At 69.1% G+C, this 24423-nt stretch carries 16 protein-coding genes; 9 read left to right on the top strand and 7 right to left on the bottom strand.

Going from position 1 to position 24423, the window contains the following annotated elements; genetic code table 11:
- Nucleotides 1-143: 143 nt before the first annotated feature.
- From J2S46_RS39580 to J2S46_RS39570, 3 genes are all read right to left on the bottom strand, one after another.
- Nucleotides 144-308: a hypothetical protein gene (locus tag J2S46_RS39580; protein ID WP_191293789.1), complete on the bottom strand. Its 165-nt coding sequence runs from the start codon at nt 306-308 to the stop codon at nt 144-146.
- Between the two features lie 86 nt (nt 309-394).
- A complete protein-coding gene (locus J2S46_RS39575; protein WP_229913291.1) occupies nt 395-811 on the bottom strand; it encodes a hypothetical protein in 417 nt (138 codons plus the stop codon).
- A 243-nt stretch (nt 812-1054) separates the two neighbouring features.
- Nucleotides 1055-1495: a DUF6416 domain-containing protein gene (locus J2S46_RS39570; protein ID WP_229913292.1), complete on the bottom strand. Its 441-nt coding sequence runs from the start codon at nt 1493-1495 to the stop codon at nt 1055-1057.
- Nucleotides 1496-2202: 707 nt separating this feature from the next.
- Here J2S46_RS39570 and J2S46_RS39565 point away from each other — a divergent pair.
- The 4 genes from J2S46_RS39565 to J2S46_RS39550 are packed head-to-tail and all read left to right on the top strand — an operon-like array spanning nt 2203 to nt 9305.
- Entirely contained in the window at nt 2203-3669 is a 1467-nt protein-coding gene (locus J2S46_RS39565; RefSeq protein WP_191293790.1) for a Wadjet anti-phage system protein JetD domain-containing protein, read from the top strand.
- A complete protein-coding gene (locus J2S46_RS39560; RefSeq protein WP_191293791.1) occupies nt 3666-4946 on the top strand; it encodes a hypothetical protein in 1281 nt (426 codons plus the stop codon). The genes J2S46_RS39565 and J2S46_RS39560 overlap by 4 nt, the downstream gene beginning before the upstream one ends.
- The gene (locus J2S46_RS39555) at nt 4939-6168 is read left to right on the top strand and encodes a hypothetical protein (protein ID WP_191293792.1); all 1230 of its coding nucleotides are present in this window, start codon (nt 4939-4941) and stop codon (nt 6166-6168) included. Before J2S46_RS39560 ends, J2S46_RS39555 begins: the two co-directional genes overlap by 8 nt.
- Nucleotides 6165-9305 carry a hypothetical protein gene (locus J2S46_RS39550; RefSeq protein ID WP_191293793.1) on the top strand — a complete coding sequence of 1047 codons (3141 nt, stop codon included), beginning with the start codon at nt 6165-6167 and terminating at the stop codon, nt 9303-9305. The genes J2S46_RS39555 and J2S46_RS39550 overlap by 4 nt, the downstream gene beginning before the upstream one ends.
- A gap of 468 nt (nt 9306-9773) precedes the next feature.
- Here J2S46_RS39550 and J2S46_RS39545 read toward each other — a convergent pair whose 3' ends face one another.
- The gene (locus tag J2S46_RS39545) at nt 9774-10610 is read right to left on the bottom strand and encodes a hypothetical protein (RefSeq protein WP_191293794.1); all 837 of its coding nucleotides are present in this window, start codon (nt 10608-10610) and stop codon (nt 9774-9776) included.
- Nucleotides 10611-11240: 630 nt separating this feature from the next.
- Here J2S46_RS39545 and tap point away from each other — a divergent pair.
- The 3 genes from tap (at nt 11241) to J2S46_RS39530 (ending at nt 15939) form a co-directional block, all read left to right on the top strand.
- Nucleotides 11241-13637, top strand: a complete 2397-nt coding sequence (gene tap / locus J2S46_RS39540; RefSeq protein ID WP_191293795.1) for a telomere-associated protein Tap — start codon at nt 11241-11243, stop codon at nt 13635-13637.
- Nucleotides 13638-13641: 4 nt separating this feature from the next.
- Entirely contained in the window at nt 13642-14190 is a 549-nt protein-coding gene (gene tpg, locus J2S46_RS39535) for a telomere-protecting terminal protein Tpg (RefSeq protein ID WP_191293796.1), read from the top strand.
- Between the two features lie 291 nt (nt 14191-14481).
- Nucleotides 14482-15939, top strand: a complete 1458-nt coding sequence (locus J2S46_RS39530; RefSeq protein WP_191293797.1) for an HNH endonuclease — start codon at nt 14482-14484, stop codon at nt 15937-15939.
- A 95-nt stretch (nt 15940-16034) separates the two neighbouring features.
- Here J2S46_RS39530 and J2S46_RS39525 read toward each other — a convergent pair whose 3' ends face one another.
- The 3 genes from J2S46_RS39525 to J2S46_RS39515 are packed head-to-tail and all read right to left on the bottom strand — an operon-like array spanning nt 16035 to nt 19487.
- The gene (locus J2S46_RS39525; protein ID WP_191293798.1) at nt 16035-17885 is read right to left on the bottom strand and encodes a hypothetical protein; all 1851 of its coding nucleotides are present in this window, start codon (nt 17883-17885) and stop codon (nt 16035-16037) included.
- Nucleotides 17878-18354 (bottom strand): ABC-three component system middle component 2, encoded by a 477-nt coding sequence (locus tag J2S46_RS39520; protein WP_191293799.1) that lies wholly within the window; start codon nt 18352-18354, stop codon nt 17878-17880. Before J2S46_RS39520 ends, J2S46_RS39525 begins: the two co-directional genes overlap by 8 nt.
- Nucleotides 18351-19487, bottom strand: a complete 1137-nt coding sequence (locus J2S46_RS39515) for an ABC-three component system protein (protein ID WP_191293800.1) — start codon at nt 19485-19487, stop codon at nt 18351-18353. The genes J2S46_RS39520 and J2S46_RS39515 overlap by 4 nt, the downstream gene beginning before the upstream one ends.
- A 785-nt stretch (nt 19488-20272) precedes the next feature.
- Here J2S46_RS39515 and J2S46_RS39510 point away from each other — a divergent pair.
- Nucleotides 20273-21307, top strand: a complete 1035-nt coding sequence (locus J2S46_RS39510; RefSeq protein WP_191293801.1) for a hypothetical protein — start codon at nt 20273-20275, stop codon at nt 21305-21307.
- A gap of 222 nt (nt 21308-21529) precedes the next feature.
- Nucleotides 21530-23893, top strand: a complete 2364-nt coding sequence (locus tag J2S46_RS39505; protein ID WP_191293802.1) for a DEAD/DEAH box helicase — start codon at nt 21530-21532, stop codon at nt 23891-23893.
- The last annotated feature ends 530 nt before the right edge of the window (nt 23894-24423 follow it).

Here is a 24423-nt window from a genome sequence, read left to right as displayed (position 1 = left end):
CCGCGCGGCCGGGCCAGCACCTGGCGCGCCCCGCGGCGCCGGGCACCACGTGGGCATCCGCACGCTGCGCACCGTCCTTGTGCCAGGGACAGCCTGCCATTGGCTGGCGGCGTGGGATGGGTCACGGCCGCGATGGTGGGTGGTCAGCGGTGGATGCAGCGGTCGAGACCGAGCACGCTTGCCCCGAATGCGGCGAGGCCGCTCACGGCCGCCAGGCCCGCAGGCACCCCGCCCAGGAAGGACAGAGCCCCCACGGCCGTGCCGGCCAGAACGGACGACAGCAGAACCAGGGCGGTGCGCTGGCTCACCAGAGCCTCCTCGCCCGTATGTTCCTGATCGGATCCCGCCATACAGCCCCCCTCATATTTCTCACAATTTGATGCTGGCGGTAAGGTCAGCCGACGGGGCGGCGGACCGACTGCAGGAACTCGCCGGAGCCGTCGACGACGAAGAATGACCATCCGTTGCGATGGGGCGAGACCTTCGGGTTGTAGGCCCGAAGGACGGCGGTGGCCGCGCCGCTCGGACTCTTGTAGCGGCCGACGGCCGGGCCCTCGGTGATCTCCAGGGCCTGCGATGCCGGGTAGTAGAGACCAGGGATGAGGTTTCCTTCATACCGGGCATGCACCGGTACCGACTCCTGGCCCTCCTTCTTGGCCGGTGGGACGGGCGCCTGCGCCGGCAGGGGCTGCTCGAAGTGCTCCATGAGCCGCTTCACCGCCTCCCCCTCGCTCACCTTCCATGCCAGGGCCAGCAGTCGCACCCGTGCGTAGGTGGAGCCGTCCAGTTCGATGGTTGCCGATTCGCTCATGGTCACATCATTCAGCAGAATGAGTAGAAGATTCAGGATATCGAGAGGTGATGTGCGTCACGCCGGCTGGAGGCTCGGGGTGGCGCCAGGCCGACGGCCCGCCCGGTCCCTTCCGCTGGCCGGCGGGCCGAGGGGGAATCGAGACTGTGCTCGGGTCCGCCGGCCGCCGTCCGTCCCCGCGGTCGGGGGTGGATGCGCGCCGTTCGCGGTCATGGGCCTGCTCCGGCGGGGCGAGACGGCAGCTCACGGGGTCGCGGCCGCGGTGAACAGGGCTGCGGCCTCGGCTGTCATCCAGTAGTCGGCTCCTTCGCCGACCGGGGTGGGGGCGAACTCGACGGGAAGAGGCCGTCCCACCTTCCTGCAGTGGCGGCCGGGCCAGGCCAGGACCCCTGCGACACCGTACTTGCCGTTCGGCAGGTGCAACTGCTCCGCGAGCTCCTCCGCGGAGAAGCGGCGTCCGGGGGATGCGATGAGGGTCTCGAACAGGGCCTGGGCCCGGTCGCTCAGCTTCTCCCAGACCGTGCGGGCGAACTGCAGATCCTGCAGTCCGGGTGCCCACGGCGCGAGCGTCCCGGTTTCCTCGTCCGGCAGGGGCGGGGAGCCGAGCCAGCGGCCGACCATCTCGTAGAACTCCGGGACGCGGTCCTCGTCCACCAGGACGCGGACTTCGATCAGCGGGGGCATCTGGCCCTCTCATTCCGTGCAGGCTCGCGGGAGCCGACTATGCCCAACTCTAACCCATGCCTTACCCGGGTCATGATAGGTAAGGACCCATCCTTCTATGGGTCATCCCCTGTCCCTCCTATCGGATCGGGGGCCGCTGCAGCGGGGGGCGGTGCTCGCCACGTCCTGTGCGCCTTGGCGGATTCGGCCAGCTGGGCGCGGAGCCCGACCGACGATGCGAGGCCCCGGCCCGCCCCCGGAATGCCGGGCGGGCCGGGGCCTCGTCGGTAGGACTGCACGCCCGCAAGACCGGCCCGGGTGGCCGTTGCGAGGGCTCGCCGCGCCGGCCGGCACGCCCGCGGGTCATGACTTAGTGTTATTAATTGACTCCTTAGGGCGATTTTGCGTCAACGTTGCGCGTGCCGCTTGTGCAACCGACTCCTCCACGCCAGGCAGCCGGACGGCCGCAGGCGATCCTCCCGTCCCGTTCTTGCCCTGGTGCCCCCGCAGGAGTCCTCGACCCGCTCCCTGTCCGCCCTGTCCGCCCCCTGGCCTTCACCGCACCCCACGGATGGCAACTGACGGTGGCATATTGGCCACGATCCGTCAGATTGCTGTGTGAAAGGCGGATAGCCTGCGCTCTCCGCTTCTGTGCGGAGGTGCACCGAACGCCCCCAGAGGGCGCTGTGCCGGGGGCGGGGAGCCACACAAACGTGAGGGGATGACGCGTGGGGGACGAAGTACGCCCGCAGCCGGGCCTGCTGTTCGGCGAAGGGCACGGACGTGTGCCGGTCACGGTCGAAGGAGTACCCGCCGGGTTACAGGCCTTCACCGTCCCGGTGCGCCGGGAGGGGGAGTACTGGCTGCCCCGCGACAGGAAGCGCCGACTGCGCCTCACCGAGGTCGACCTGCTCCCGGCGGGCAAGCCGGCGCTCTTCGCGCCGCCCCAGGAACTCACGGACGCCGACCTGTTGTGGGTGCTGGGCGCGCAGCGCCGTGAGTGGGACTCGACCGTCAGGCGGTTCGGCTCACGGGCGCAGGAGGTGGCGCACGCCCTGGTGCGCTGCGGCGCTGTGGTGCTGCGCTGCGAAGTGGACGTCATGGTGACCCTGGGGCCCCCGGTGCGCTGGCGGCTGACCCATGCCTGGGCGGACCAGGCCGAGGAGCGGTGCGCCCAGCTGCGCGGGCCGCGCGAGCCGCGCCGGGCCCGCAGCGAGCTGCTGGAACTGATGTCCGCGGTAACCGAGCTGAAGCGTGAGCGCGAGCTGCTGGCAGCGATTGACGAGAACGCGGGCCTTGTCGTGCCGCAGGGAAGCACCGCCGGGACGGCCGCGTGGTCGGTGTACGAGGCGGCCGTCAAGGCCTCGGCCGCATGGTGGGGGCTGCGTGACCAGGGAGAGAAGGAGGTGACGCTGAAGCAGCTCGCCGCCCTCGCTCTCGGCGGCTCCAAGCGCTGGACGGGCCAGCAGCAGGTCGCGTTCGCCAACCTCGTGGGAGTGGACTTCGAGGAGGCGGTCACCGAGGAGGACACCGACCTGCGGATCAAGGGCCCGTTGTCGTGGCGCATCGGCGAGGTCGCGGTGGACGCGGCGGTGGCCCGGCCCTGGGTGGGCGTCCCCGCCCAGGGGCTGAGGATCGTCGGGGAGGCGACCTGCACCGCGCTCGGCGTGCTGGTTATCGAGAACGCCGACACCTTCGGGCAGGTGTGCCGCCGCCTGCCCGATCTCACCTCACGCTGGCTGTGCGTCTGGGGCCGGGGCTACGCCCGCGACCAGCTGGTGGCCATGCTGGCATGGCTGCAGCCCCTGCCGGTCGCCGCGTGGTGCGACCTGGACGCGGACGGCATCGCCATCGTCCACGACCTCTCCCGCCGGCTCGGCACGCCCGTGCACGCCGTCGGCATGGACGCGCAGACCTGGCGGACAGGACCCTACCGGGAGCGTCTCAAGAACCCCCGGAAGGAGAAGGCCCGCGACGCGAAGCTGGCCGCCGACCTGGCACACAAGGTCGACGGCGACCTGCGCGAGCTGGCCCTGGCGATCGCCGGGAGCGGGGAGTCCCTCGAGCAGGAGACGCTGTACACGACCGTGCTGCCACGCCTGCCGGACCTGCTCGCCCCACTGCTCAAGGAGAAGCCCGGTGCCATCCCCGGGGACGCCACAGCGGTGTGCTACGAACCGGAGCAGGAACGGTGAACAACGGCCAACTGCCCCTGGGCGGCGACGCCCAGGCTCTGCTCGCCCCGGCGCAGCGCCTGACGAACTGGCGCGCCTTCATCGCGTCACTGGCAGCCAACCGCGAAGCGGTGGTCAAGGACCCCGACCTCGTACACCTGGCCACCCACGTGGTCGAGGTGTTCGCCGAGTACGCGGCGCACAGCGGCCTCACCCGCGCCCAGCTGCGACAGCACCTCGGGCCCTCGGGCAGGGGCTGGCCGCCGGCCGTCCTCGACAGCCGCCTTTCCCTGATGATCGACATGAACTTCCTGGAGCCGTACCTGCTGAAGTCCCACCAGGACCGGTACGTGATGCGGCCCGCCGGACTGGCCGGCGCACTGGCCGCCCAACGCCTTGCCTCGCACGGAGGCGTCGACGAGCTCATCGCTCTCATGGACCGAACCCGGGAGCTGTTCAGACACGACAACCCCGACCCGGCCCTGGTGCTGCGCGAGCTGAGAACCTGCCGGCACGGCCTGGTCGTCTTCGCCCTGGACCTGCAGCGCCAGGTGGCCACAGCCACGCCCGCCGAACTCGTCATTGCCCAACGCCAGCACGACCACACCGACTTCACCCGTCAGGTGACCGGACTGAACCGCCTGGTGACCCGTGCCTTTCCCGGACACCCGGTGATGGAGGACGCGGCCACCGCCCTCATCGAGGCAGCGCAGTTCTACCGTGACCAGCAGATCGCGGCCGTCGGCAAAGTCCTCGACCAAGGCGGTGCGAGCCTGAACCTGGACGTCCTCACCGCGGCGGAGTACGCCCACCTGGCGCGGACCGCGGGCACCGAACGCCTCGGGCACTTCGGCGCGTGCCTGGTCGCGGACGCGGCCCCGCTGTGGATCGACGGCCAGGACGTGGTGGAGGCCGCGGCCGCCTGCATTCCGGCCGCCACCCCGCGAGCACGCCCCGCCCCGCCGCTGCCCACCCCCGGCGACGACAACGACCCCCTCGACGCCCTCGACGACGCCCTGGCCCATGAGGACCTGCGCCAGCGGGTCCTCATGGAAGACCTGCTCGGCGACCTGACCCACGTACAGCTGGGGGATGTCCTGGAAGCGAAAGGATGGCCGGCCGCTGCCCGGCTCCTGGCCGACCTCCTGGCCGCCGACGCAGACCCCCTCGCCCCCTACCAGGTGGACATCGCGGTACCAGTACGCGTCGACGCCGGCGCCAAGGTCACCTACCTCCACGACGTCCAGCTGCGCCTCGGAGCGCCCCAGAGCGGCAACGAGGAGGAAGGCGATGAGTGAGCCCACGCTCCCGCCGCCCGCAGCCCTCCTGCTCGCCGCCATCCGGGCAGCAGGATCCGTGGCAGCCCCCCGCGACCGCGCACACATCCGGCAGGCCGCCGACGCCGCCGCACAGGCCGGCCGCGCCCTCCTGGAAATCCGCCCACCCGGCACGACTCTGACGACCCTGCGCCTGGGCTGGCCCGACGCCAACGCCCCGGACAGGGAACAGATGGGAGCCAAAGCCCCCACCACCTTGTCCAACGTGCCGGCCGTCGTGTGGGCACTGTGCCTCAAAGCAGCCTGGCAGGATCCCTCCCTGCCGCCCTACCCCGGGCAGCCCTTTCCCGCCCGACTGATCGAGGCGACGAGCGCAAAGCTGGGCCTGCACGCGGACGCTGTCTCCACCGCCCTCAGAACCGTGCTGCCCCAGCACGGCCTCCTCGTGACAGCCGACGCACTCCTGCACCTGGGGCCTGCGGTCGCCGCCCTGCCCGGCCCCACCATCGCCACCCTGCGACGCGGCCACCACCGCCTGCCCGACCTTGCCGCCCCGCCACAGGCACCCCCCGCCCGGAACACCGGCCCCACCACGCCGGCACACGACCTCACCCCACCCGGTGCGATGGCCGAACTCAGCAGTGACCGGCTGGTACGCGCCGTCATCACCGCACTGGAGAGCTCGCCGGGCCCGCTCACCCACCAGGACCTTCCCGCCCTGTCCGACCCCGCCATCCGTGTCCGGGCCGAGCAGACCCTCGAGGCCATGGGCAGAGTCCTGCTGCGCACCGTGCACGGAGCCTGGATCACCGGCTACCCCGATCACGTCGCCACGGCGCTGAGCGACGCCGGCATCGCGACGCTGAACCCGACCGAACGCACCGTCCTGGCGCTGGTCCTGCTCCACACCGTCGCCCTGCCACGGGCGCAGGGCCGTCACACCCATCCCTGGTGGAACAGCAGCAGCCACCCGGTCACCCTGGCCGAACTGGCCCGAAACCGGGCCCTCCCCAAGACCGCGATCAGCCAGGCCCTGCGCACGCTGCGCGCCGCCGCGATGGTGGACACCGTTGCCCGGGGCAAGTACATCCCCGGTCCCGCACTGGAGCGCCTGAGCGAGAACCGCGTGGCGACGCTCTGGGAGGACCTCATCCTCGCCGGCCGCCCCGCCGGCCATCTCGCCCGTGCCATCGCCAGGCGCCGCCAGGCCGATCAACCGACCTCACAGCAGGAGAGCGTGTGACCACCCACCCCGACCCCGACGAAGCCGCACCGGCCGGAGTGATCGGCGCGCGCCAGCTCGTGGCCGTACAGACGTTCGCCGTCGCCAGACTCACCAGCGATCCGGTGGCACTCATCCCCGGCACCTTCATCGCGGTCACCGGCCGGGGCCCCAAGGATTCCAACGAATCAGGGAAGACCAGCTTCCTGGCCGCCACAGCCCTGCTCCTCGGCGATCCCGAATGGCAGACCACCGGCAACGGCACCGCCAACACCGCGAGCCTGCTCTTCGAGCCGGTCATCGCCGGCGCCTCCACCCAACTGGTCGGCGCCGCCGAGCGCGGTTACGTGGCCGGGGTCTTCGCCGAACCCGACGGCACCCGGCCCCACACCGTCTGGCTTCAGATCAGCAACGACTCCCCTCACATCCAGGTGCGCCACCAGGCTGGAGTCCACCTCCTCACCCAAGGAACCGACAGCGAACGGCACGACGCTGCGCAGTCCTTCTACCGGCGCCTTGGCAGCGAGGCACTGGGCGCAACCGAGTTCGCCGCCCGCCTCTACGGTCGTTCGCCCAAAGTACTGGCCTACGTCGCCTCACGCGGACAGATGCGCTCGCGTCCCTCGCTGCTCAAGCTCGAAGCGGGCACCTACTCGCCCGACCGCATCGGCGACGCACTGATCACCCTGTCCGGGCGGGCCAAGGTTCTCGAACTCGACAAGAACCAGCGCAAGCTCCTGGAGGACAAGCGCACCGAGTACGCCACCGCCCTGAAACGCCACGACCGGTCCCTGGCCAAAGAGGAGGAGATCCTGCGCCAGGTCGCCGGCCGGGCTGCTCTGCGCACCAAGGTCCGTCGAGCCGAGGCGGACCACCGCGCCTCCCGCGCGCGGGCACTCCTGGACGCCACAGCCCGCGTGAAAAGCGCCAAGGCACTGCTGCCGGACGCCGAGGCGAGGCTGCACGAGAGCGAAGAGCACATCCGGCACCTGCGCGAACAGCGCGCGGCGCACAGCAACCTCAAGGAACTCGAACAAGCCCACACCAGGGCACAGACCCACAAGAACAAGCGCCGCGACGAGTGGATCAACGCCCAGCGCCAGGAGAACGACCTCGAGCGGGAGACCAAGAAAGCCGGCAGCGACCTCGACACGGCACGCGCTCTCGGCGCGGCACACGGGGGAGAACCCTCCCTCCTCCTCACCGCACGCCATGGGCATCTCACCGAGCGCAAGACCGCCGCCGAGATTGACCGGAGCATCGCCGAGCGCGATGCCAGGCGCTACACGGACCAACTCAAGCGGGCCCAGCAGGGGCACGCCGGACAGGTCGGCGAGATCCTGGCGCTGCTGCACGCGGCGGACGTCACCGCAGTGGGTCTGCACGACCAGATCGAACTGGACAGTAGTACGCGCGACACCTGGGAGGCGGCCCTGCACCCGTGGCGGGACGCCGTGTGCGTACCCCAAACCGAGCTGCCCCGCGCTCTCAAAGCCCTGGCGGAGCGCCCCGGAGCCGTCCTGGTCACCAGCCCAGCCACCTCTGCCGAAACCGACGGCCACCCCACGGGCCATCCGGCCCTCCCCCCGGGAGTGAGGTCGGCTCCCGCACCCTCCCACGGCTTCCTCGCCGCCCTCGCACGGCAGAGCTCTTGGACCGACCAGCCGCCCCACGCGCAGATGGGTGCCCTCGGCGTGCACATCGTCGGCGCCTTTCCCACGCCGATGGTCGGCCGGGATGCGCTGTGCGTCCACCTTCGCGCCCGCCGGGCCCAGGCCCTGGCCGCACAAGGGGACGCGGACGCGCTCGTACAGCGCCTGATCACGCGGATCACCCTGGTCGAAGCGGAAATCGAACGAGCCCTGGCCGCCGAGAAACTCCCCGCGCTGTACGAGCTGCACACTTCCCTGACCGGCCGACTCGCCGCCCTGCGCGACGCCTTCCCGCACTTGCATGCCCTGCTCGAACAGGCCGAAGGCGACTGGGCCGACGCGAAGGCGGCTCTGGACAACCGAAAGCAGCGCATCGAGGCCCTCAACGCGGAGATCGCCACTGCGGACAAGACCGCCAAGCAACTCCGCGGGGCCCGCGACGAACTGGCTGCAGCCAGCGACGACAGTGATCTGGAGACGGCGCGTGCCGCGTTCGGCAAAGAGGAGGACACGGCCCGGACCCTCCTCAACTGGCCCCCGCACTGGCTACCCGAACAGCACACCGTCCTGCTCAGCGAAGCACCTCAGCCGCAGGCCTCCCCGGCGCCAGAGCCGGCTGCCGAGCGCCGGGCCGCCGTCCAACTGCGCATGGAAGCAAACAGTTTGATCGACAGCTGTCTGCATCTGCTGGAACTCGAATCCCACACGGCCGGATACCCGACGACGACGCTGGCCCGGGTGGTCCAGCACGGCTTTGAAGATCCGGAGGCCCGGTCCGACGCCGCGCTGCGCGCGCTGGCGGACTGGCTCGCCGACACCGAAGCCGCAGACGCCGACGCGCAGGAGGACGTCCAGAGAGTACGCGGCACCCGTGAGTCCGAGAACGCCTTCATCGCCTCCTCCGTGGAGACACTGACGGAGGAACTTCGGCACACCCAGGACGTCATCGTCCAGCGGGTCACCGGCGCGCTCGACGGCATCGCCGCAGCCCTGGACCAGCTCAACCGCGCTGCTGGCGGATTCGGCGCTGACCTTCACTACCAGGTCGACCCCCCGTCGGACACCGACCACAGCTGGCGGTGCGCGGTGACACCTCGCTGGCGGCGCAACCCCAACGGGCCGCTGCTCTCCTACGGCACAGTCACCAACACCGCGCAGGAGAAGCTCTTCTCCATTCACCTCGTGCTCGCGGCTCTCCTGGCCGCCCCCAACGCGCCGGGACGTGTCCTGATCCTGGACGAACTCGGCGACTCCCTGGGACAGGAGCACCGTCGGGAGGTACTGGCAGCGATCACCAGGGTGGCCGACACCCACGGCATCACCGTCCTGGGAACCTGCCAGGACACGCTGATGCGGGACGTGGCACCGGTGTGCGGGCAGATTCTCTACTTCCACTACCCCTCGAAGTCGGACTACCTCAACCTGCCCACCCGCATGTTCGGCTTCGACGACCAGGCCAGGCGGGTGGGGCTCACAGCTGCCCAACTGCTGAGCCGGATCGCGTGAGGGTCTGCCGCAGTAGGCTGCCCGCTGCCGAAGAGCTGCAGGCACGTACGGAGCTGGAAGAAAGGCGGAGCGCACGCCCTGTCAGGCCCCACGGAGGTCAGGCGCAGGCGCTGGTGCTGTAGGGCATGGAGAGGCGTACCCGCCACAGGACCCGGAACCCTCGGGTCCCAGGGCCAGGGGAGGATCTCCGGCTGACTCGAGGGCCGTCCACGCCTAGGGCAAGGGCTGCGCCGGGCCGTTTCTCCTACGCTCCTCGGTTCGCCTGCTCCGCATTGCTCAACCTCCAGGCCGGCGCTGGTCCCACCTGTGCTTCCTGCGCGACTCCGTACCGGTCCGGCGCCTGGTGGGCGAGGGACGGACCATTGGCGTTCTGGGCCTCTCCGGCCGGCGTCCGCCGGCTACGTAGCGCCCTCGGACAGGTGACGACTGCTGCGCACCGGTTGTGCGTTGCCGGTGCTGCTGGTGGAGTCAGTGGGGGAAGAACAAGGGGTACAGGGCTGCGAAGACGCCCATGCCTGCTGCTACCGCGCTGCGATAGACAGCCGCCATGAGAATGACCATGGCGGCGACCGTCACGGGCAGCGGAAGGTGGAACGCCTGGCTTGCCAACGCGACTGCCCCGAGTGCGACGGCCGCCAGGGCCAGGCGGAGCGCCTCACGGGGCCGGGCGGTCGAATCGAGATCCTCGTCGTCCAGAAGTGTGCCGACCGCGCCGTCGACGTACCTACTGGTGATCTTCAGCAGGAGCCCCGCCAGCTTGCGCGCCGACGCCTTCGGATCGGAGTCCAACTGGATCTGGGTCGCCCTCAGAGCGGTTACTACCTGGGACGCGTGGGATCGAAGCCGTGAGCGGCGATGCCATGCGAACGACGGGACCGTCCCTCGAAGAGAGCGGGCGCCACGTACGGTCATCGCCGCGAAACGAAGGGAGGACGGCCCGTGAAAGTGCCTCTCGCGCAGCTTCGACGCACTGACGATCACCGCGCACTCGCTGATCAGCTCCGCCATCGTGGCCACCCGCGCGAACGTCACCGCACGCAGACCCAGCATCGAGGCGAGACCGACCGCGGTACGCCGTACGAGTAGAAAGAACGTGATGCCGAGCACCCAGTCGCGTATGAACTGCACAACCGCCGTCCGGTTCAGCGCCCCGCGCGCGGGCAGGCCCGTCAGGTCGGCCACGAGCCACCCGGGCAGGAAACGCGGACCTTCACGGACCATCAGGCCGTAGGCCCCGCGGTAGAAGAGCCAGAACTCGAACACGGCCACCGGCACCATCACCAACCACGCCAGCGGCGCGGTCATGTACCGCTTCCGCAATGCCACGTACACCGGGTTCGGCACAGGTCCGATGCCCAGAACGGCGGCATCCTCGCGGAGCCTTCGTACCGCGTCATCCGCCTTCCTCCTCTGCCGGGAAGCCAGTTGACGTCGTTGCCGGGTTAGCATGCGCCCGAGCATGTCACGGCGCTCTGACAACGAGCCCGGCCGGGCGGGGGAGAGCGGCCGGCACGGGCCTGCCACTCCTGCCGGCTGCTTCTGCCGCCTGATGACCGGGCGACCCGCGCCGGGTTGCGGCGGTGCGTCGTGTTCCTTCGGCAAGGCCCGCCTCTTCATCTCTCCGACGATTGCCTTCGTAGCGCCCTGCCGCCCGCCACCTCGTCTGAACAGGGCGGGGGAGCGCTGACCATTCGGTCAAGGCCGCGAGGCTGGCGGACAGGTCCCACCTGCCGGTCATGGCAAGCGCCGGGCGCGATCCGGGCGTTGGCCTGCGTGGCGTGGTGCGGTCGAGTGAGACCTCCGGGCTCTCCTTGGTGATCTCCTCCGTGCCGGTGAGGACCACATCGAGGGGAGGCCTGACGCCCATAGATGTGACTTTCATGGGTTACATCTGAGAGTTACTTCCATGGTAGGTTTTTGGGATGGAGGTGCTGCATGCCAGTCGACGATCTGTTCAGTGCGGTGGACGCGCTGCTCAACCGACCCAAGCCTGAGGACGACCTGCCGCCGCCCGCCGAGCGTGAACGGCTGCGCAAGCTCGCCGACTTCACCCAGGACGACGTCGCGAAAGCGCTGAAGGTGCGCCGGGAGACGCTGGTGCGCTGGGAAGCCGGAAGCACGGAACCGCGGCCGCCGAAACGCGAGGCCTACGTGCGGCTGCTCGCCGTCCTGGCACTGCGCCACGGAACCGGTGAGCAATCCGGCTGGCTCACCAGAGCGCAGACCGCCGGCCTCGCCCCGACCCGCGCAGCGGACACACCGCCCGCGGCACCCACACCCGCCACACCGGCGCCCACCGAATCCGCCCCGGTGATGCTCGACCAGACCCCAACCGGGGAACTCGTCCTCGCCGAACCCGCGCCCTGTGTACGCTGCGGCAAACCCTCCGTCTACCGCGCAGGCGGCCGGCCCATGCACGGCGGCGACTGGTGCAGTCCCCCCGCCCCGACACCCATGTCCCACGACCACGCCTCGCGGCGCCCCGATCCGGCCGCGCCCCGGCAGCCCGCTGCCGCCGCTGGCGCGACTGCGGCCGGCCGCCGGCCCGCTCCGACAGACGGGCCGCGAACACCGCCCAAGGCCGCCACCGCGGCCCGCAAGCCGGCCGGGCAGGGCCAGGCCCGCCCGCAGTGGCAGCAGCAGGCCGCCACCAGATTCCCCGCCGGGCCGCTCGCTGTCGTCGACATCGACGCGAGCGGCACTCACCTGGTCGCCCACCTCGCCGACGGCCGCCTCCTCGACGTGGAACTGCCGGCGAAGGGCAGGACCATCGCGGCACTGACACAGTGGGCACTGTCCGCAGGCCTCGGCGCCGCCCGCCTCCACCAGTACGGCCGCGACGGCGACCCGCTGATCGTCCTCACAGACGCGGCGGCCGCCGAACTCGGCCTGCCCCGCCCCGGCAAGGACCGCAACGACTTCGACCAACGCCTCGGCCGCCTGCCCGCCACCCACAAGGCCCTCAAGGCCCTTGACCGGGCCGGCTGGGAACTGACGCAACGCGGCTTCGGACCCTGGGCCCGGGTCTTCCGCCGCCCCGAGGGCGGCGGCCGCGAATGCGTCCAGTACTGCATCCCGCAATGGGGCGCCCTCACCTCAGCCGGCTGGCACGTACCGCAAGACCTCGACGCGGACGCCCTGGCCCGCCTGCTCGGCACCTACGCCACCACCGTCATCACCCCCCGCGGCTCCACCGCCGTCTCCGGCCTGGAACTGATGACCGCGCTGCGCCCGCCGACCAAGCCGGTCCGCACCTCGGAAGGCGGCTGGGTGTCCGGCCCGGTACCCGGCTCGCTCCACCACGCCCTCGACGCGGCCCCGCCGGAACTGCCGGCCGTCCACCCCCACGCCCAGGGCCGAGGCGACGGCCCGGACGAGGTGCTGATGGAGGAGGCCTGGGACTGGTGGCGCCCCCTCACCGACGAAGAAGCCACACTGCCGTACGCGGTGGGACTTGACGTCAACACCGCCTTCCTCGCCGCCGCCAACCGACTCAACCTAGGCCTGTCCGAGCCCGTTCACGAACTCAGCCCCGCCTTCGACAAGAAAACCCCCGGCTGCTGGCTCGTCGACCTGTCCGGCCTCCAACTGGACCCACGCCTGCCCAACCCCTTCACCCCCGACGGCACCCCACCCACCGGACCCGCCTGGTACGCAACCCCCACCATCGCCTACGCCACCGAACTCGGCGCCCGCATCCAGCCGCTCGAAGGCTGGCTGCGCCACGAGAGCGGCCCCTACCTGGACCCCTGGCACGACCGCCTGGCCACCGCCTACAAGAAGGCCATGGCCCGCCTCGGCGTACCCGCCGACCTCACCGACCCCCACGCCTTCCTCGAAGCGATGACCCACCTCAAGGACGGCGACCAAATCGACCTCGCCGTCCTCGCCGCCATCAAGGCCACCGCCAAGGGCGGCATCGGCAAGCTCCGCGAAAAGCCCCGAGGCGCCGATTACCGACCCGGACAGCCCTGGCCCGCGCTGGAGCGACCCACCTGGCGCCCCGACATCCGCGCCGCCGTCATCGCCACCGCCCGAGTCAACATGCACCGCAAACTCCGCAAAACCGCCGCCACAACCGGCCGCTACCCCATCGCCGTCCTCTCCGACTGCGCCGTCTACCCCGCCGACGCACCCGGCGCTCTCGACGTCGTCCCCCTCGACGCCGACGGCCGCCAGCTTTCCGGCACGCTACGCCTGGGGGTGGCACCGGGGATGGTCAAGCACGAGGGCACCCGCCCGATGGCGCAAGTGGCCCAGTACATCGCGGACGGCCTGAACCCCGCCCGCCACATCAAGCCCGGCACCGACGCCGTTGCGGAAGGGGAGTAGGCAGATGGGGGAGATCGAAGAGGGCCTGGAGCGGGCCATGCGCACCAGGCCCATCCCGCAGTCCACCGCCGCCCGGGTCCGCTTCCTGGTCAAGGTGCACAGGGGATCGACCAAGGCGGTCGCCCAAGAGCTCGGCGTCAGCCAGCGCACGGTCCAGCGGTGGCTCCAGGGCACCCGTGTCACGCCGAAGCCGCCCGCCGCCAAGGCCATCGAGGACGCGGTGAAAGCCACATGGCAGCCCAGGATCAGGAAGCGGGCCCGCCGTTCGGCCGAGACCCGCGGCTTCCAGCTGTCGGGCCGAGCACGCTTCGGCTTCGCCTCCTCCGCCGGCTCCACCGACGACCCCCGGGAGCGCACCGTCAGCCAGTGGCTGCCCGGCGACATCGCGCAGAGGCTGTTCCAGGCCCGCGACGCGGGCGCGGACGAGCGCGAGCAGGCCGGCATCATCGCGCAGGGCCTGCAGGAGACTTACTTCCAGCAGGCCGGCAACCGGGCGGCGAGCCTTCAGGTCGCCTTCGACGACATCAGCTACCTCGATTTCGGCATCGACTGACAGTCAGGATCGCTTGGGCAAGGCGGGGCTGTAGGCCCGACCGGATCGGCCGCCCGATCGGCGGCACCGCTGGTTCCGCTCCGCCCCGAGGCGATCGTGGCGAAGCCGACCCCCCTTCGCTACGCAGTCCAGTGCTCCCGCAGGGCAACGCCATCCGGCTGCAGGCCCGGCAGGTGTGACTGCCCTCCATCATCCTGGGAGACGGACAACGCCGGCCGCCGTCGCCAGCACGCAGCGGCGCAACACCAGCGGACGAGGTAGTCGACCGCGTCCGCCAGCGAGGAGTGAGAGATGATCATCAAAGGCGGAACGGTTGGTGTCGGGGGAGAGCACATGGCAGATGTGGTGATGCGCGGTCCGCTGAGGGATGTCGCACGGCGGATACAGCTGCAGGACGGTGTCCACATCGAGGACGCCTACGCGGCTGCCCTGTGCTGGTGGTCCGCCGCCGTGGCCCCCGCAGCTCACCTGCCAGGCAGGCGGCCCTGCCTGGTGTGGGGAGCGTTCCTGACCCGGGAGAACCAGCCTTCGCTGGCCTCCGCCCTGCGCGACGCTGGCCTGGAACCGCGCCGCTTCCCCTACCTCACCCTCCACACGGACATCACCACCGAAAGTAGCCTCCGAACGGCTCGCGCTGCAACCACCAGGCGCACCCTGCCCGGCACGGCGTTCTCCATGCTGCTCACCGGCAGCCCGGTCAAGCATGCTTCGCGCAGGTCCTCCGACGAGTTCCTCGCCAGCACCCTCAGGACTGCCTGGGACGGAGAGGAATACCGCCCCAACAGCGAACTGCAGCCTCTGCGTAGGCTCGGCTCCGTTGGGAACGCGCCAAGGATCGGTGTGCTGTGGGAGATGCCGGAGCGTGACTGGATTTACGATGCGCAGACCGCCCCGCCCGCAGCGGCGGTAGAGGCGGTCGAGGGACTCATCCGCATCTACCATGCTCTGTCGGCCCGCCACGTGGAGTTCACGATGACCGGTGAGGCCGTAGCGAAGTTCTGGCCCGTCCGGCTCACCGAGGACCTTTTCGACAGCCAGGGGGCTCTGCCGCAGGACCAGTTCTTCCGTCTCGACGGCCATACCCACCGCGCTGCTGCGGCTCTCGCCCTCGCCGAGGACACGAAGGTGATCACCGGGGACCATGTCGAGGCGGCCTGGTCCGTGGTGGCCCGGTCCTGCTGGGACCGGGCCCGGCTCCTGTGCCCTGGAGACCTCGACCTTGTCGGCGGCATTCTCGGTGAGACCAGCGCACAAGTCACCTCCGCGACCGGCTCTCGGCAGGTACTGCCTTCGGGGATGCTTTCCCCGCTCGGTGCTGCTGGCGGCAGTGCCCCGGCCGCCGTGCCGACCAGGGGAGTCAGGGACCGCAACGGCAAACTGAAACGAGACAGCGCGGTAGCCCAGGACGTCAAAGGCTGGTACGGCAACCAGTGCCAGATGTGCGGCAGCATTCTGAGGATCCCGGGACCACGGCAGGCGATCAGCGAAGGCGCGCACATCCGTCCACTGAGCAAGGGGGGCCACGACTACACCGGCAACGTCCTATGCCTGTGCTCGAACTGCCACACACAGTTCGACCAGGGCGGCCTCCACCTGAGCGACGACCTGTGGGTCATTGAAACGGTCACCAACACAGCCCGACGGCGCCTCGCAACCGACCCCCGGCACGACATCGCCCTGGAGCACATCCGGTGGCACCGTGCGCAGTGGCGGATTTACCTCCCGCTCACGACGACAGCAGGAGAGTAGGCCGTTCCAGCACACCGGAAGCCACCACCGACGCTCGTGCACGGTGAAGGACGGGCGACGCGAGGCCCCCTACGCCGCCCGCCTCACCTTGCCGTTCACTCGCCGGCCTCACCGTCCGCCCCGACGGGGAAGAACCCGAATCGGTGCTCGCCGACTTCCCGGCTGAACATATAGACCTTGGCCTGGTCGAGAATGTCGGCGGGCGGGTCGCCGTTCTCCACCACGACGGTTTGCCCGGCGAAAGTGTTATGCAGGTGCCGGTAGAAGTGGGAGACCACGCCTTCCCCCAGCTCGTGTCCACGCGTACCGGGTTCGCGGAACGTCACCAGAGGCGAGTCCAGGACGACAAAACCAGGATGCGGGTTCTCCTCGTGCAGGCACAGGTCCGCGAGGGCGACGGTGAACGCCGCGTGCAGGACCGCGCGCATCCCCTTGCCGTGCGAGGCCCGCGAACGCTCGCCGACCATCAGTTCCGCGTTGTACGGGTCGTAGGTGATCTGCCCATCGCGCTGAACGTTCCAGGCATCCAGGGTCCGCTGCATCACCCGCTCGAAGTTGACGACGGCACTGGAGGCGACAGTGCCGGCCGGCCTACCGCTGGGCGCGGCGCCCTCGGACACCAGAGAGGCACGCACGTCGTCAAGCTCCTGGATACGGTCATGGAGCCCGAGCTCGCGCTCCACCTTCGAGCGGGCCTCCATCAGCTCGGCGGCCCGGCTCTCCAACGGGCGCAGCTCGGAAGCCTCGATTCGTGCGATCTCCAGATCCCAGTTCCGTGCCTGCTCCGCAAAGGAATCCCGCTCCGCCAGCATCTCGCTGCGCTGCAACCGCAGGTCCTCGATGGTGTCGCCCAGGTCCGCCAGCAGACGCCGGGTCTTGGAACTCTCCGCCGTAATCGCGCTGTGCAGCGCGGTGCCCTCCAGCTCCGCATGCGCGCCCATCTGCTGATGCTCCGGCTCCGCGCCGCAGAAGACACACGTACCGCTGTGGAGGTACCCCAGAAGGTTCCCCGACTCGTTGACCATCGTCAGACGCGCCAGGTCAGATTCGTACTGACTGCTCAGCAGCCCGAACCGACCCAGCAGGTCGTCCATCTCCCCCAGCCGCTGCACGAACTGTCCCAGTGTTACCGACAGGGCCGACCGTTGGGTGGCGGCGTGCGCGTGACGGTCGGCCACCTCCCTCAACGACACGGCCTGCTCGTCCAGCGAGGTCATGATCCGCCCGAGCTGGGCTTGCAGTCCGCTGCGGTTGACCTCCGTCGTCAGCTGCCGCTGCGCCCCCAGTGCCAGCTCGTCCAACAGTGCGATCTTGCCCTTGTGAACGCGCCGCTGCCCCTTGTTCAGACCCGCCGGTGCCGACTGCTCCCCGGCCCCGGTGAGCTGCAGCTTCAGGGCCGACTTGCACGCGGTCTGTCCGCTGGCTGCGGAACTGCGCAGCACGGGGGAGACCTTGGAGACCATCCGCGTCTCGGTGACCAGGCACAGGTGCACGAGGTCGCGAAAGCTCAGCCCACGTGTGCCGCCGGTGTCGTTGGTGCTGATCACCGTGTCGTCGAGGCCCAGCTGCTCCAGCAGGTAGCGGGAGATGTTGCGTGTGGACACCATGCTGTGTCGCGCTGCCAGTTCCAGCCCTGGAGACTGGTGGACCACCTGGCGCAGGTCCTCGAAGTAGACCTTCACCCGGTTCGAGCCCGGGGGTCGCATGAGCGTGATCGCGCGGCCGTCGGGCAGCTCGAGGCCCAGCAGGATCTGGGTGTAGCCCTCGGCCTCCGGGATGAGGTCGAGGCGGGTGGCCCCCAGGACGTAGTCGATCGACTCGGCGATGAACGACTTTCCCGTGTCCGAGGCCCCGTAGATCACGGTCAGGCGAGGATCGAAGACGATCTGCGCGGTTGGTTTCCCGTAACCGGCGAATGTCAGGTGAAGCAATTTCAGACTACGCATGGTCCCCTCCAGCCAAGGGCAGTCGGTCGCGGAACTCCTGTGCCCAGCGGTTGGTGATGGCCAAGGTCGCCGATCGCGCGTCCACCTCGGGTGCCCCGTGCTCGTGGACGAGCCAACGCGCCCGAGACCGCAGGTCGCTCATGTAAGGCGCTGTCAGGATCCCCACGAACCCGGGTCCCTCCTCCGATGCGCGGTACACCAACCCGTCCGGCGTCGCCTCCACCTCGGCGAGCCCCGCCCGCAGCAACACCGCCAGCCCCTGCTCGATCAGGCTCCGGCGCATGGCCAGCTCACCCGGCCCGGCCGGCAACGACGGATGCAGACTTTCGGGCCCTCCCAGGTCGGCGCTGTGCAGCACCGCGTGGTCCATGTAGACCAGCTGCGCCAGGTCTAGAGGAGCAGGGAACGACTCGGACAACAGGACCAGTGTTCGCATGCCCACCTCGAGTGAGCTGTTCAAGGGGGTCACAGGTTCTCGTCCTTCTCGCACCAGATGAGCTTGTCGTCGTTGGCGAGTTGATGGCAGATCCCCGCGCGGTCCTGGTGTTCGATGACGTTGATCAGCAGGCCGTCCTGCCGCAACTGCAGCTGACACGCTGCGTCCGTAGCGGCGTTGAGGCGGGTGTAGCCAGTGTCGTAACGGTCCACGATCCGGTCCACGTAGCTGTGAATCTCCTGCTGTAAGTCCTCGAACACCCTGGGCGGGACGCTGTCACGGGCGAAGACCCGCAACTGCTCGGCGCAGTAGAACGCCACCCGCTGGTTGCGCAGGTCCTTGCCTGCCCTCTTGTGGGCGTACGCCGCGGGGGCGTTCGGCGCGCACCCCCACTCCTGCTCGTAGACCTCCAGCAACTGCTCGATGTACCGCGTCTCCCTATGGGAGTGCTCCACGGGAGCCGTCTTCTCGGGGGACGGTCGGGTCAGGGAGGAGCGGCCGAAGCGGGAGGCGTGATACACGGTGCTGGCGTGCTGGGCGAAGATCTCTGCCAGCATCGGTGCCTCGAACATCGAGAATTTCACCGACTGGGCGAGCTTCAGGGCAGCTGTCAGGGTCTGCGGATCGTACTCCGCGCCCAGCCTCGAGCCGGGCTTGTTGAGCGCGGCGAGGAATTCCTGCTTCAGCCGTTCCGGCTTAGCCAGAAGGGTGCGAAAGGTCGCGCCGATGTTGGGCGCGACGAACACGTACCGCTCCGGCAGCGTCTTGAAGCTCCCCTCCGCCACAGCCACCAGGATCTTCAGCATTTCGGGGTACGCCTTGGCGACCCCAAGCGGTTCTGTGTAGCGCTTGGACTGGAAGCAGTGCCATCGTCCGTCTGTTTTGTCCGGGCTCAGGAACGCTACGATGTCCGCGCCGCGGTCGTTGGGCCCGCCCAGCCGCATCACCCCGCCGACGTACTCCCGCTCGGCTTTCAGGCTGAGTACCCACTCCAAGGTGAATTCCTCCCACTGGTCACCCGAGTACAGCGACATCCGCTGGACGGGTGTGATGTCCAAAGACGCCCCCATCATGTGGGGTGCCTCTGTCACCGACGCCTGAGAGGGCAGCGGGATCTCGCTGAACAGTGGCTCGGCGTGGTAGCTCAGGCGCTGCGGCGTGCTCATCAAGCCCCTGGAAGTGTGGTGACCAAGTGAAGGAGTGACAAGCTTATCCATCGCATACAAGCCATGTGCCTGGTATCCCGTCTTCGACGGATCCGGTTGACGATCGTGCCGAGACCACGCCCCCGTAGATCGGCCTGCAGGCAGTTCTACCGGGGCCGTCCGGGCCGAACAGAGCCGGTCACAGTGTTGCTGGCCTCAGCCGAAGGCACTGTGAGGCTCGGCAGGGGTGGTGGCTATTCGTCCTGCTGCTGCAGCCGGCGGGCGAACGCGTGTCCTGTTTGGGCAAAGGTGTCCAGGAGGGCCAGGTGGTGGGGTTGAGGAGGGGGCGCAGGTCCTCGAGCCATTCGGGCATGAGGAAGCCCGGCGAGACCGGCATGTCCCCGAGTGGGGCGGTGAGTTCTCGTACCCAGCGCAGGCCGGGGTCAAGCTGGAAGCTGACGGGTTGTGACTTCAGGAGGCCCACGAGGGCGTCCACGCAGCGCTGCGCGCCGCAGGCCTCCGGGATCCAGGCCTCGACGTGCTCGTGCAGGAGATACGCGGGGAGCCAGTTCGCGCGGGCCCGCTGGAGGACAGCGTCCAGGGACCCGTCGGAACCGTGGGGGCTGGGTTCGGGCAGGAGTTCGCGCAGCAGGTCCTGCCGGCTTTCGCGTGCCTGGTGGCTGGCCTGGTCCGTGGCAGGGGGAGGGTCAATGCAGCCTGAACACTCCGAATCCCAGCCACCCCATCCGCCTGCGAAGCAATCGAACGTCATTTCACCTGTCACACGCAGGTGATGCAGTTCAGCCATGACATACCTGACAATCACGGTCACCACATGGCTTCTGTGGGTCCTGCTCACCCTGACGTTCGTCGCCGCCATGTGGATCCGCGCGATCCGGCGCCCCGGCCGATGGATCCAGCGCATCCGCCCGACGCACACCCGACACCTGGTCAGCGCACACCGCATCCGCTCCACGCTGCGCCTTCACGGCGTACCACTCGACCACCTGCCCACCTGCGATGCGATGGCCAGACGGTCCACCACCTTCGGCAGCCAGACTCTCGGCGTTCTCCTGACCTGGATCGTGCCGTTTCTGCTGATCCTCGCTGCACTTGCGACCAGCCCACCCCCTGCGTTCAACGGCTGGGTCATCGCCGTCGTCTACGCGATGCTCACTGTCACCACGGTGCTGGCCGTCGCCGACGCCCGGGCTGCCGCACGGGGCAGCATCTTCGCCGCGACCACACGAGCAGCCATGGACGTGGTCGAACTCCTCGGCGCCGGCGAAGAAGCCGCCCGCCGAGCCCAGTACCACCAGAGCCTCACCCAGGCCCTGTCCACACCGATCAACAGCCTGTGCCAGGCCGCCCTGACACAAGCCGCAGTCCTGTCAGCCCGCACCGACCCGCACACCCGGGCCAAAATCCTCTCCAACGCCCAGCACCTGGTGACCAACCTCAAGGGCGAGCGCTCAAGGCTCCTGCAGCAACCGCACAACAGCAAAGCCCGCATCGCACAACTCTGCGCAGCCGTCCTCACTCAGGCCACCCTGCCCCACGAGAGCGAACTGTGCCCGGCACTCGTCGTCGACCCCGCCGTCCTCGCCACCGAACTCGACTGGCGCCCAGCCCGCTCCCCACGCCGCCACATCGCCCTGACCATCACCGTTCAAACCACCATGATCGCCACCCTTATCGGCACCGTCATCGTGCTGACGCAACTCCAAGTGCCAGAAGCAGTGGTCCTACTCATCTTCGCACTCCTCGCGACACTCTTCGCCCGGATCCTGCACGCTCTGAAACTGCCCGCCACGGACTGGCTGCGCATCTCCCGCCGCTGACCAACCACCGCAAAGGGGGCTACCACCCCGCCCCGCACCCTGGTACGACCAGCGGCGTCGACTACAGCCACCTCCACGACGCACCACTCGATTCACGAAGAACCCCCGATCTGGCAAACCGCAGCCACAGACCCGCACCGCCCCGCCCTTGACAGCCCCCCTCGATAGGGTTGCCACCACCCAACGGCACCCCCAGCCACACCCAACCACCTGACGGAACCCATGACCCAACCCGCTACACCCACAACGCCCCGCCACCGGCTCCAGCCCCGCCCCCATCAGGAACAAGCCATCACCGCCGGCACCCGCGAACTCCGCCACAAAGGCAGCCGCGCCCTGATCACCTCAGCCTGCGGAACAGGCAAGACCCTCACAGCCATCCGCATCACCGACAACCTCCATGCCCGCCTGGTCCTCACCATCTTCCCCACCCTCGACCTCCTCGCCCAGACAGCACTCGCCTGGCGCGCCGACGGCCGCCGCGAACCCATGGCTGCGTTCTCCTCCATGGACGCAGATGCCCACGACGGGCTGCGCACCGCACGCGTGACCGGCACCGGAGACGTCCTCACCCTCGCCCAAATGATCAACGAATCGGACCAGCTGACCGTCTTCACCACGTACGCCTCGCTGAACAAGATCGAAGAAGCCCAACTCAAAAGCAACGGACGCCCATTCGACCTGGCAATCATGGACGAGGCCCACCGGGTATCCGGCCTGGCCGACAAAGCCTGGGCCATCATCCACGACGCCCAGCGCATCCGCGCCGACCGCCGCCTCTACCTCACCGCCACCCCACGCACCTGGCACAGCCCCGACATCCAAGCCCCCGAAGCCCCCCGCCGCCCCCGCACCACCGCACCCGCCCGACCCGCAGCCGCACAGTCGATGACCGACACAGCCGTCTTCGGCCGCCGCGTCCACGACTACGACCTCCCCACCGCCATCGCCGACGGCATCCTCGCCGACTACCGCGTCCTCATCCCCACCATCACCGACGACCAACTACGCACCCACCTCAACCACCCCACCGCACACCCGGACGCCCGCCGCACCACCGCTCTGCACCTTGCCGTCGCCAAGGCAATCACCGAACACCAACTCACCCACGTTCTGGTCTACTTCAACGAAGTTGATGCGGCCAACCGATTCGCCAAGGAGTTCCCCCACACCCTGCGCCGGCTCCCGCCCCAGCACAGGCCCCCCACCATCCCCCACGTCGCCTCCATCCACGGAGAACACACCGCCGAGCAGCGAAGCGACATCCTCGCCGCCTTCAGGCAGGCACCCTATGCAGTCCTCACCAACGCCAAACTCCTCGCCGAGGGCATCGACATCCGTCGCATCGACGCCGTGGTCTTCGCAGACGCCACCCACAGCGTGGTGCGCTGCGTCCAGGCGCTCGGCCGCGCCCTGCGCAAGCCGGCCGACAGCGACAAGGTCTCCAGCCTCGTCATCCCCGCGTACATCCGCCCCGGTGCAGACCCAAGCGACCTCCTGGGCACCGCCTACGAGTCCGTGTGGGCCATCGCCTCCGCCCTGCGCAGCCACGACCACCGCATCACCGACCGGCTACCCAACCGCGCACACCGGCTCCCCAAAGAGACCAGCACCCTCATCAGCACCCACTGGCTCTTCGACTTCAACACCGACCCGGAAGCCATCGCCCGCGCGATGGACATGGTGGCCTTCGACCCCCGCGGCCCCCAGAGCAGGGCACGCCGCCAAGGCCTCGCAGCCCTGCACGCCTTCCACACCAAGCACGGCCACCTCGCCGTACCAGGCGAATACGTCGACCCGCACGGCTTCGCCACCGGCGCCTTCGTCCAAGGACAACGCGACGCCCGGCACGCCGGCGAACTCGACGACAACCCCCAGTGGATCGCAGAACTCGACGCCCTCGGCATGATCTGGAACACCCACGACGCCGCCTGGCAGACCAACATCACCACCATCCGCTTCTACCTCGCCGACCACGGCCACCTCGCCATCCCCTCCCGCGAGCCCGCCGGCGCCTTCCTGACCGAGCAGCGCTCCCTCGCAGCCCGCGGACAACTCAGCGAACAACGCCGCACCGAACTCGACGCCCTCGACCCTCAATGGCAACTTCCTCACGGACCAGACTGGACCCGCAAGTACGGCGCACTACGCACCTACCTACGCGCCGGCCACGACCCGAAAGACATCCAAGCGGACACCGTCATCGGCACCGTGAAAGCTGGCTCCTGGCTGCGCCGCCAGCACCTCAACTGGCACACCCTCACCAGCGGGCAGCAAGAACTCCTCACCAACCTAGGCCTCAACCCCCAGCTCTCCACCGCACTCCCGACCAAGCACACACGCCGAACCTTCACCCAGACACTCGACCTCCTGCTCCTGTTCATCCGTCAGGAAGGCCGCTTCCCAGGTGCACGAGAATGGATCATGATCGACAGCGAACGCGTCATGCTGGGCCCATGGTTCGCAAAGACCCGCACCAAGCAGCGGAACGGCGAAATCAACCAAGCCAGCGCCCACCTGATCCAGCACCACCTAGGACCAAACTGGCACACCGACACCACTCCACAGATGCCAGAGGAGGAGTAGCAAACCCCCCGGAATCACCAGAGTTCTTCCAAAGGAAGCACCTCACATGCTCCGCCGACAGACCCCCGGCCGCAGGCAGCTGATCTTTGAGATCAACCCACCTCAACAGAAAGGCGAGCGAGCTGACAGAGCGAAGCGAATCAGCTCGAACGCCTGACTATCAATCAAACCTTAGACGTTGACGTAGCGAAGCGGAGACAACGGCTTCCACAATCCAACCCAGTGAGGCGCAACGCGCCGAACCTTCGCGCCTAAGCCGGCGCGAAGCGCCGGCCTGCCCCGCGAAGCGGGGCACGGTCTAGAGGGCGAAGCCCTCTAGTACCCGCTCCGCGGGACTCTTCACGAGAATGTGTAACTCTCTCTATTCCTCCTTCTTCCGTTGTTTGATGTTGCGAGAAGAGATACACATCTCGTGAGAGTCCCCGCGGAAGCGGGTACTAGAGGCTTCGCCCTCTAGAAAAGACCGTGCCCCGCGAAGCGGGGCACCGGTCCTAGAGGGCGAAGCCCTCTAGTTACCCGCCTCCGCGGGT

The organism is Kitasatospora herbaricolor, assembly GCF_030813695.1.
Lineage (GTDB): Bacteria > Actinomycetota > Actinomycetes > Streptomycetales > Streptomycetaceae > Kitasatospora > Kitasatospora herbaricolor.
The sequence above is the reverse complement of the archived record's forward strand: the minus strand, read 5'-3'. Positions and strand labels throughout refer to the sequence as shown.

Excerpts from the sequence above, each read along its gene's own strand:
- J2S46_RS39575 (WP_229913291.1), bottom strand. The coding sequence starts at position 811 with ATGAGCGAATCGGCAACCATCGAACTGGACGGCTCCACCTACGCACGG.
- J2S46_RS39525 (WP_191293798.1), bottom strand. The coding sequence starts at position 17,885 with ATGCGTAGTCTGAAATTGCTTCACCTGACATTCGCCGGTTACGGGAAA.
- J2S46_RS39570 (WP_229913292.1), bottom strand. The coding sequence starts at position 1,495 with ATGCCCCCGCTGATCGAAGTCCGCGTCCTGGTGGACGAGGACCGCGTC.
- J2S46_RS39510 (WP_191293801.1), top strand. The coding sequence starts at position 20,273 with ATGACATACCTGACAATCACGGTCACCACATGGCTTCTGTGGGTCCTG.
- tap (WP_191293795.1), top strand. The coding sequence starts at position 11,241 with ATGCCAGTCGACGATCTGTTCAGTGCGGTGGACGCGCTGCTCAACCGA.
- J2S46_RS39555 (WP_191293792.1), top strand. The coding sequence starts at position 4,939 with ATGAGTGAGCCCACGCTCCCGCCGCCCGCAGCCCTCCTGCTCGCCGCC.
- J2S46_RS39505 (WP_191293802.1), top strand. The coding sequence starts at position 21,530 with ATGACCCAACCCGCTACACCCACAACGCCCCGCCACCGGCTCCAGCCC.
- tpg (WP_191293796.1), top strand. The coding sequence starts at position 13,642 with ATGGGGGAGATCGAAGAGGGCCTGGAGCGGGCCATGCGCACCAGGCCC.
- J2S46_RS39515 (WP_191293800.1), bottom strand. The coding sequence starts at position 19,487 with ATGAGCACGCCGCAGCGCCTGAGCTACCACGCCGAGCCACTGTTCAGC.
- J2S46_RS39530 (WP_191293797.1), top strand. The coding sequence starts at position 14,482 with ATGATCATCAAAGGCGGAACGGTTGGTGTCGGGGGAGAGCACATGGCA.
- J2S46_RS39545 (WP_191293794.1), bottom strand. The coding sequence starts at position 10,610 with ATGACCGCGCCGCTGGCGTGGTTGGTGATGGTGCCGGTGGCCGTGTTC.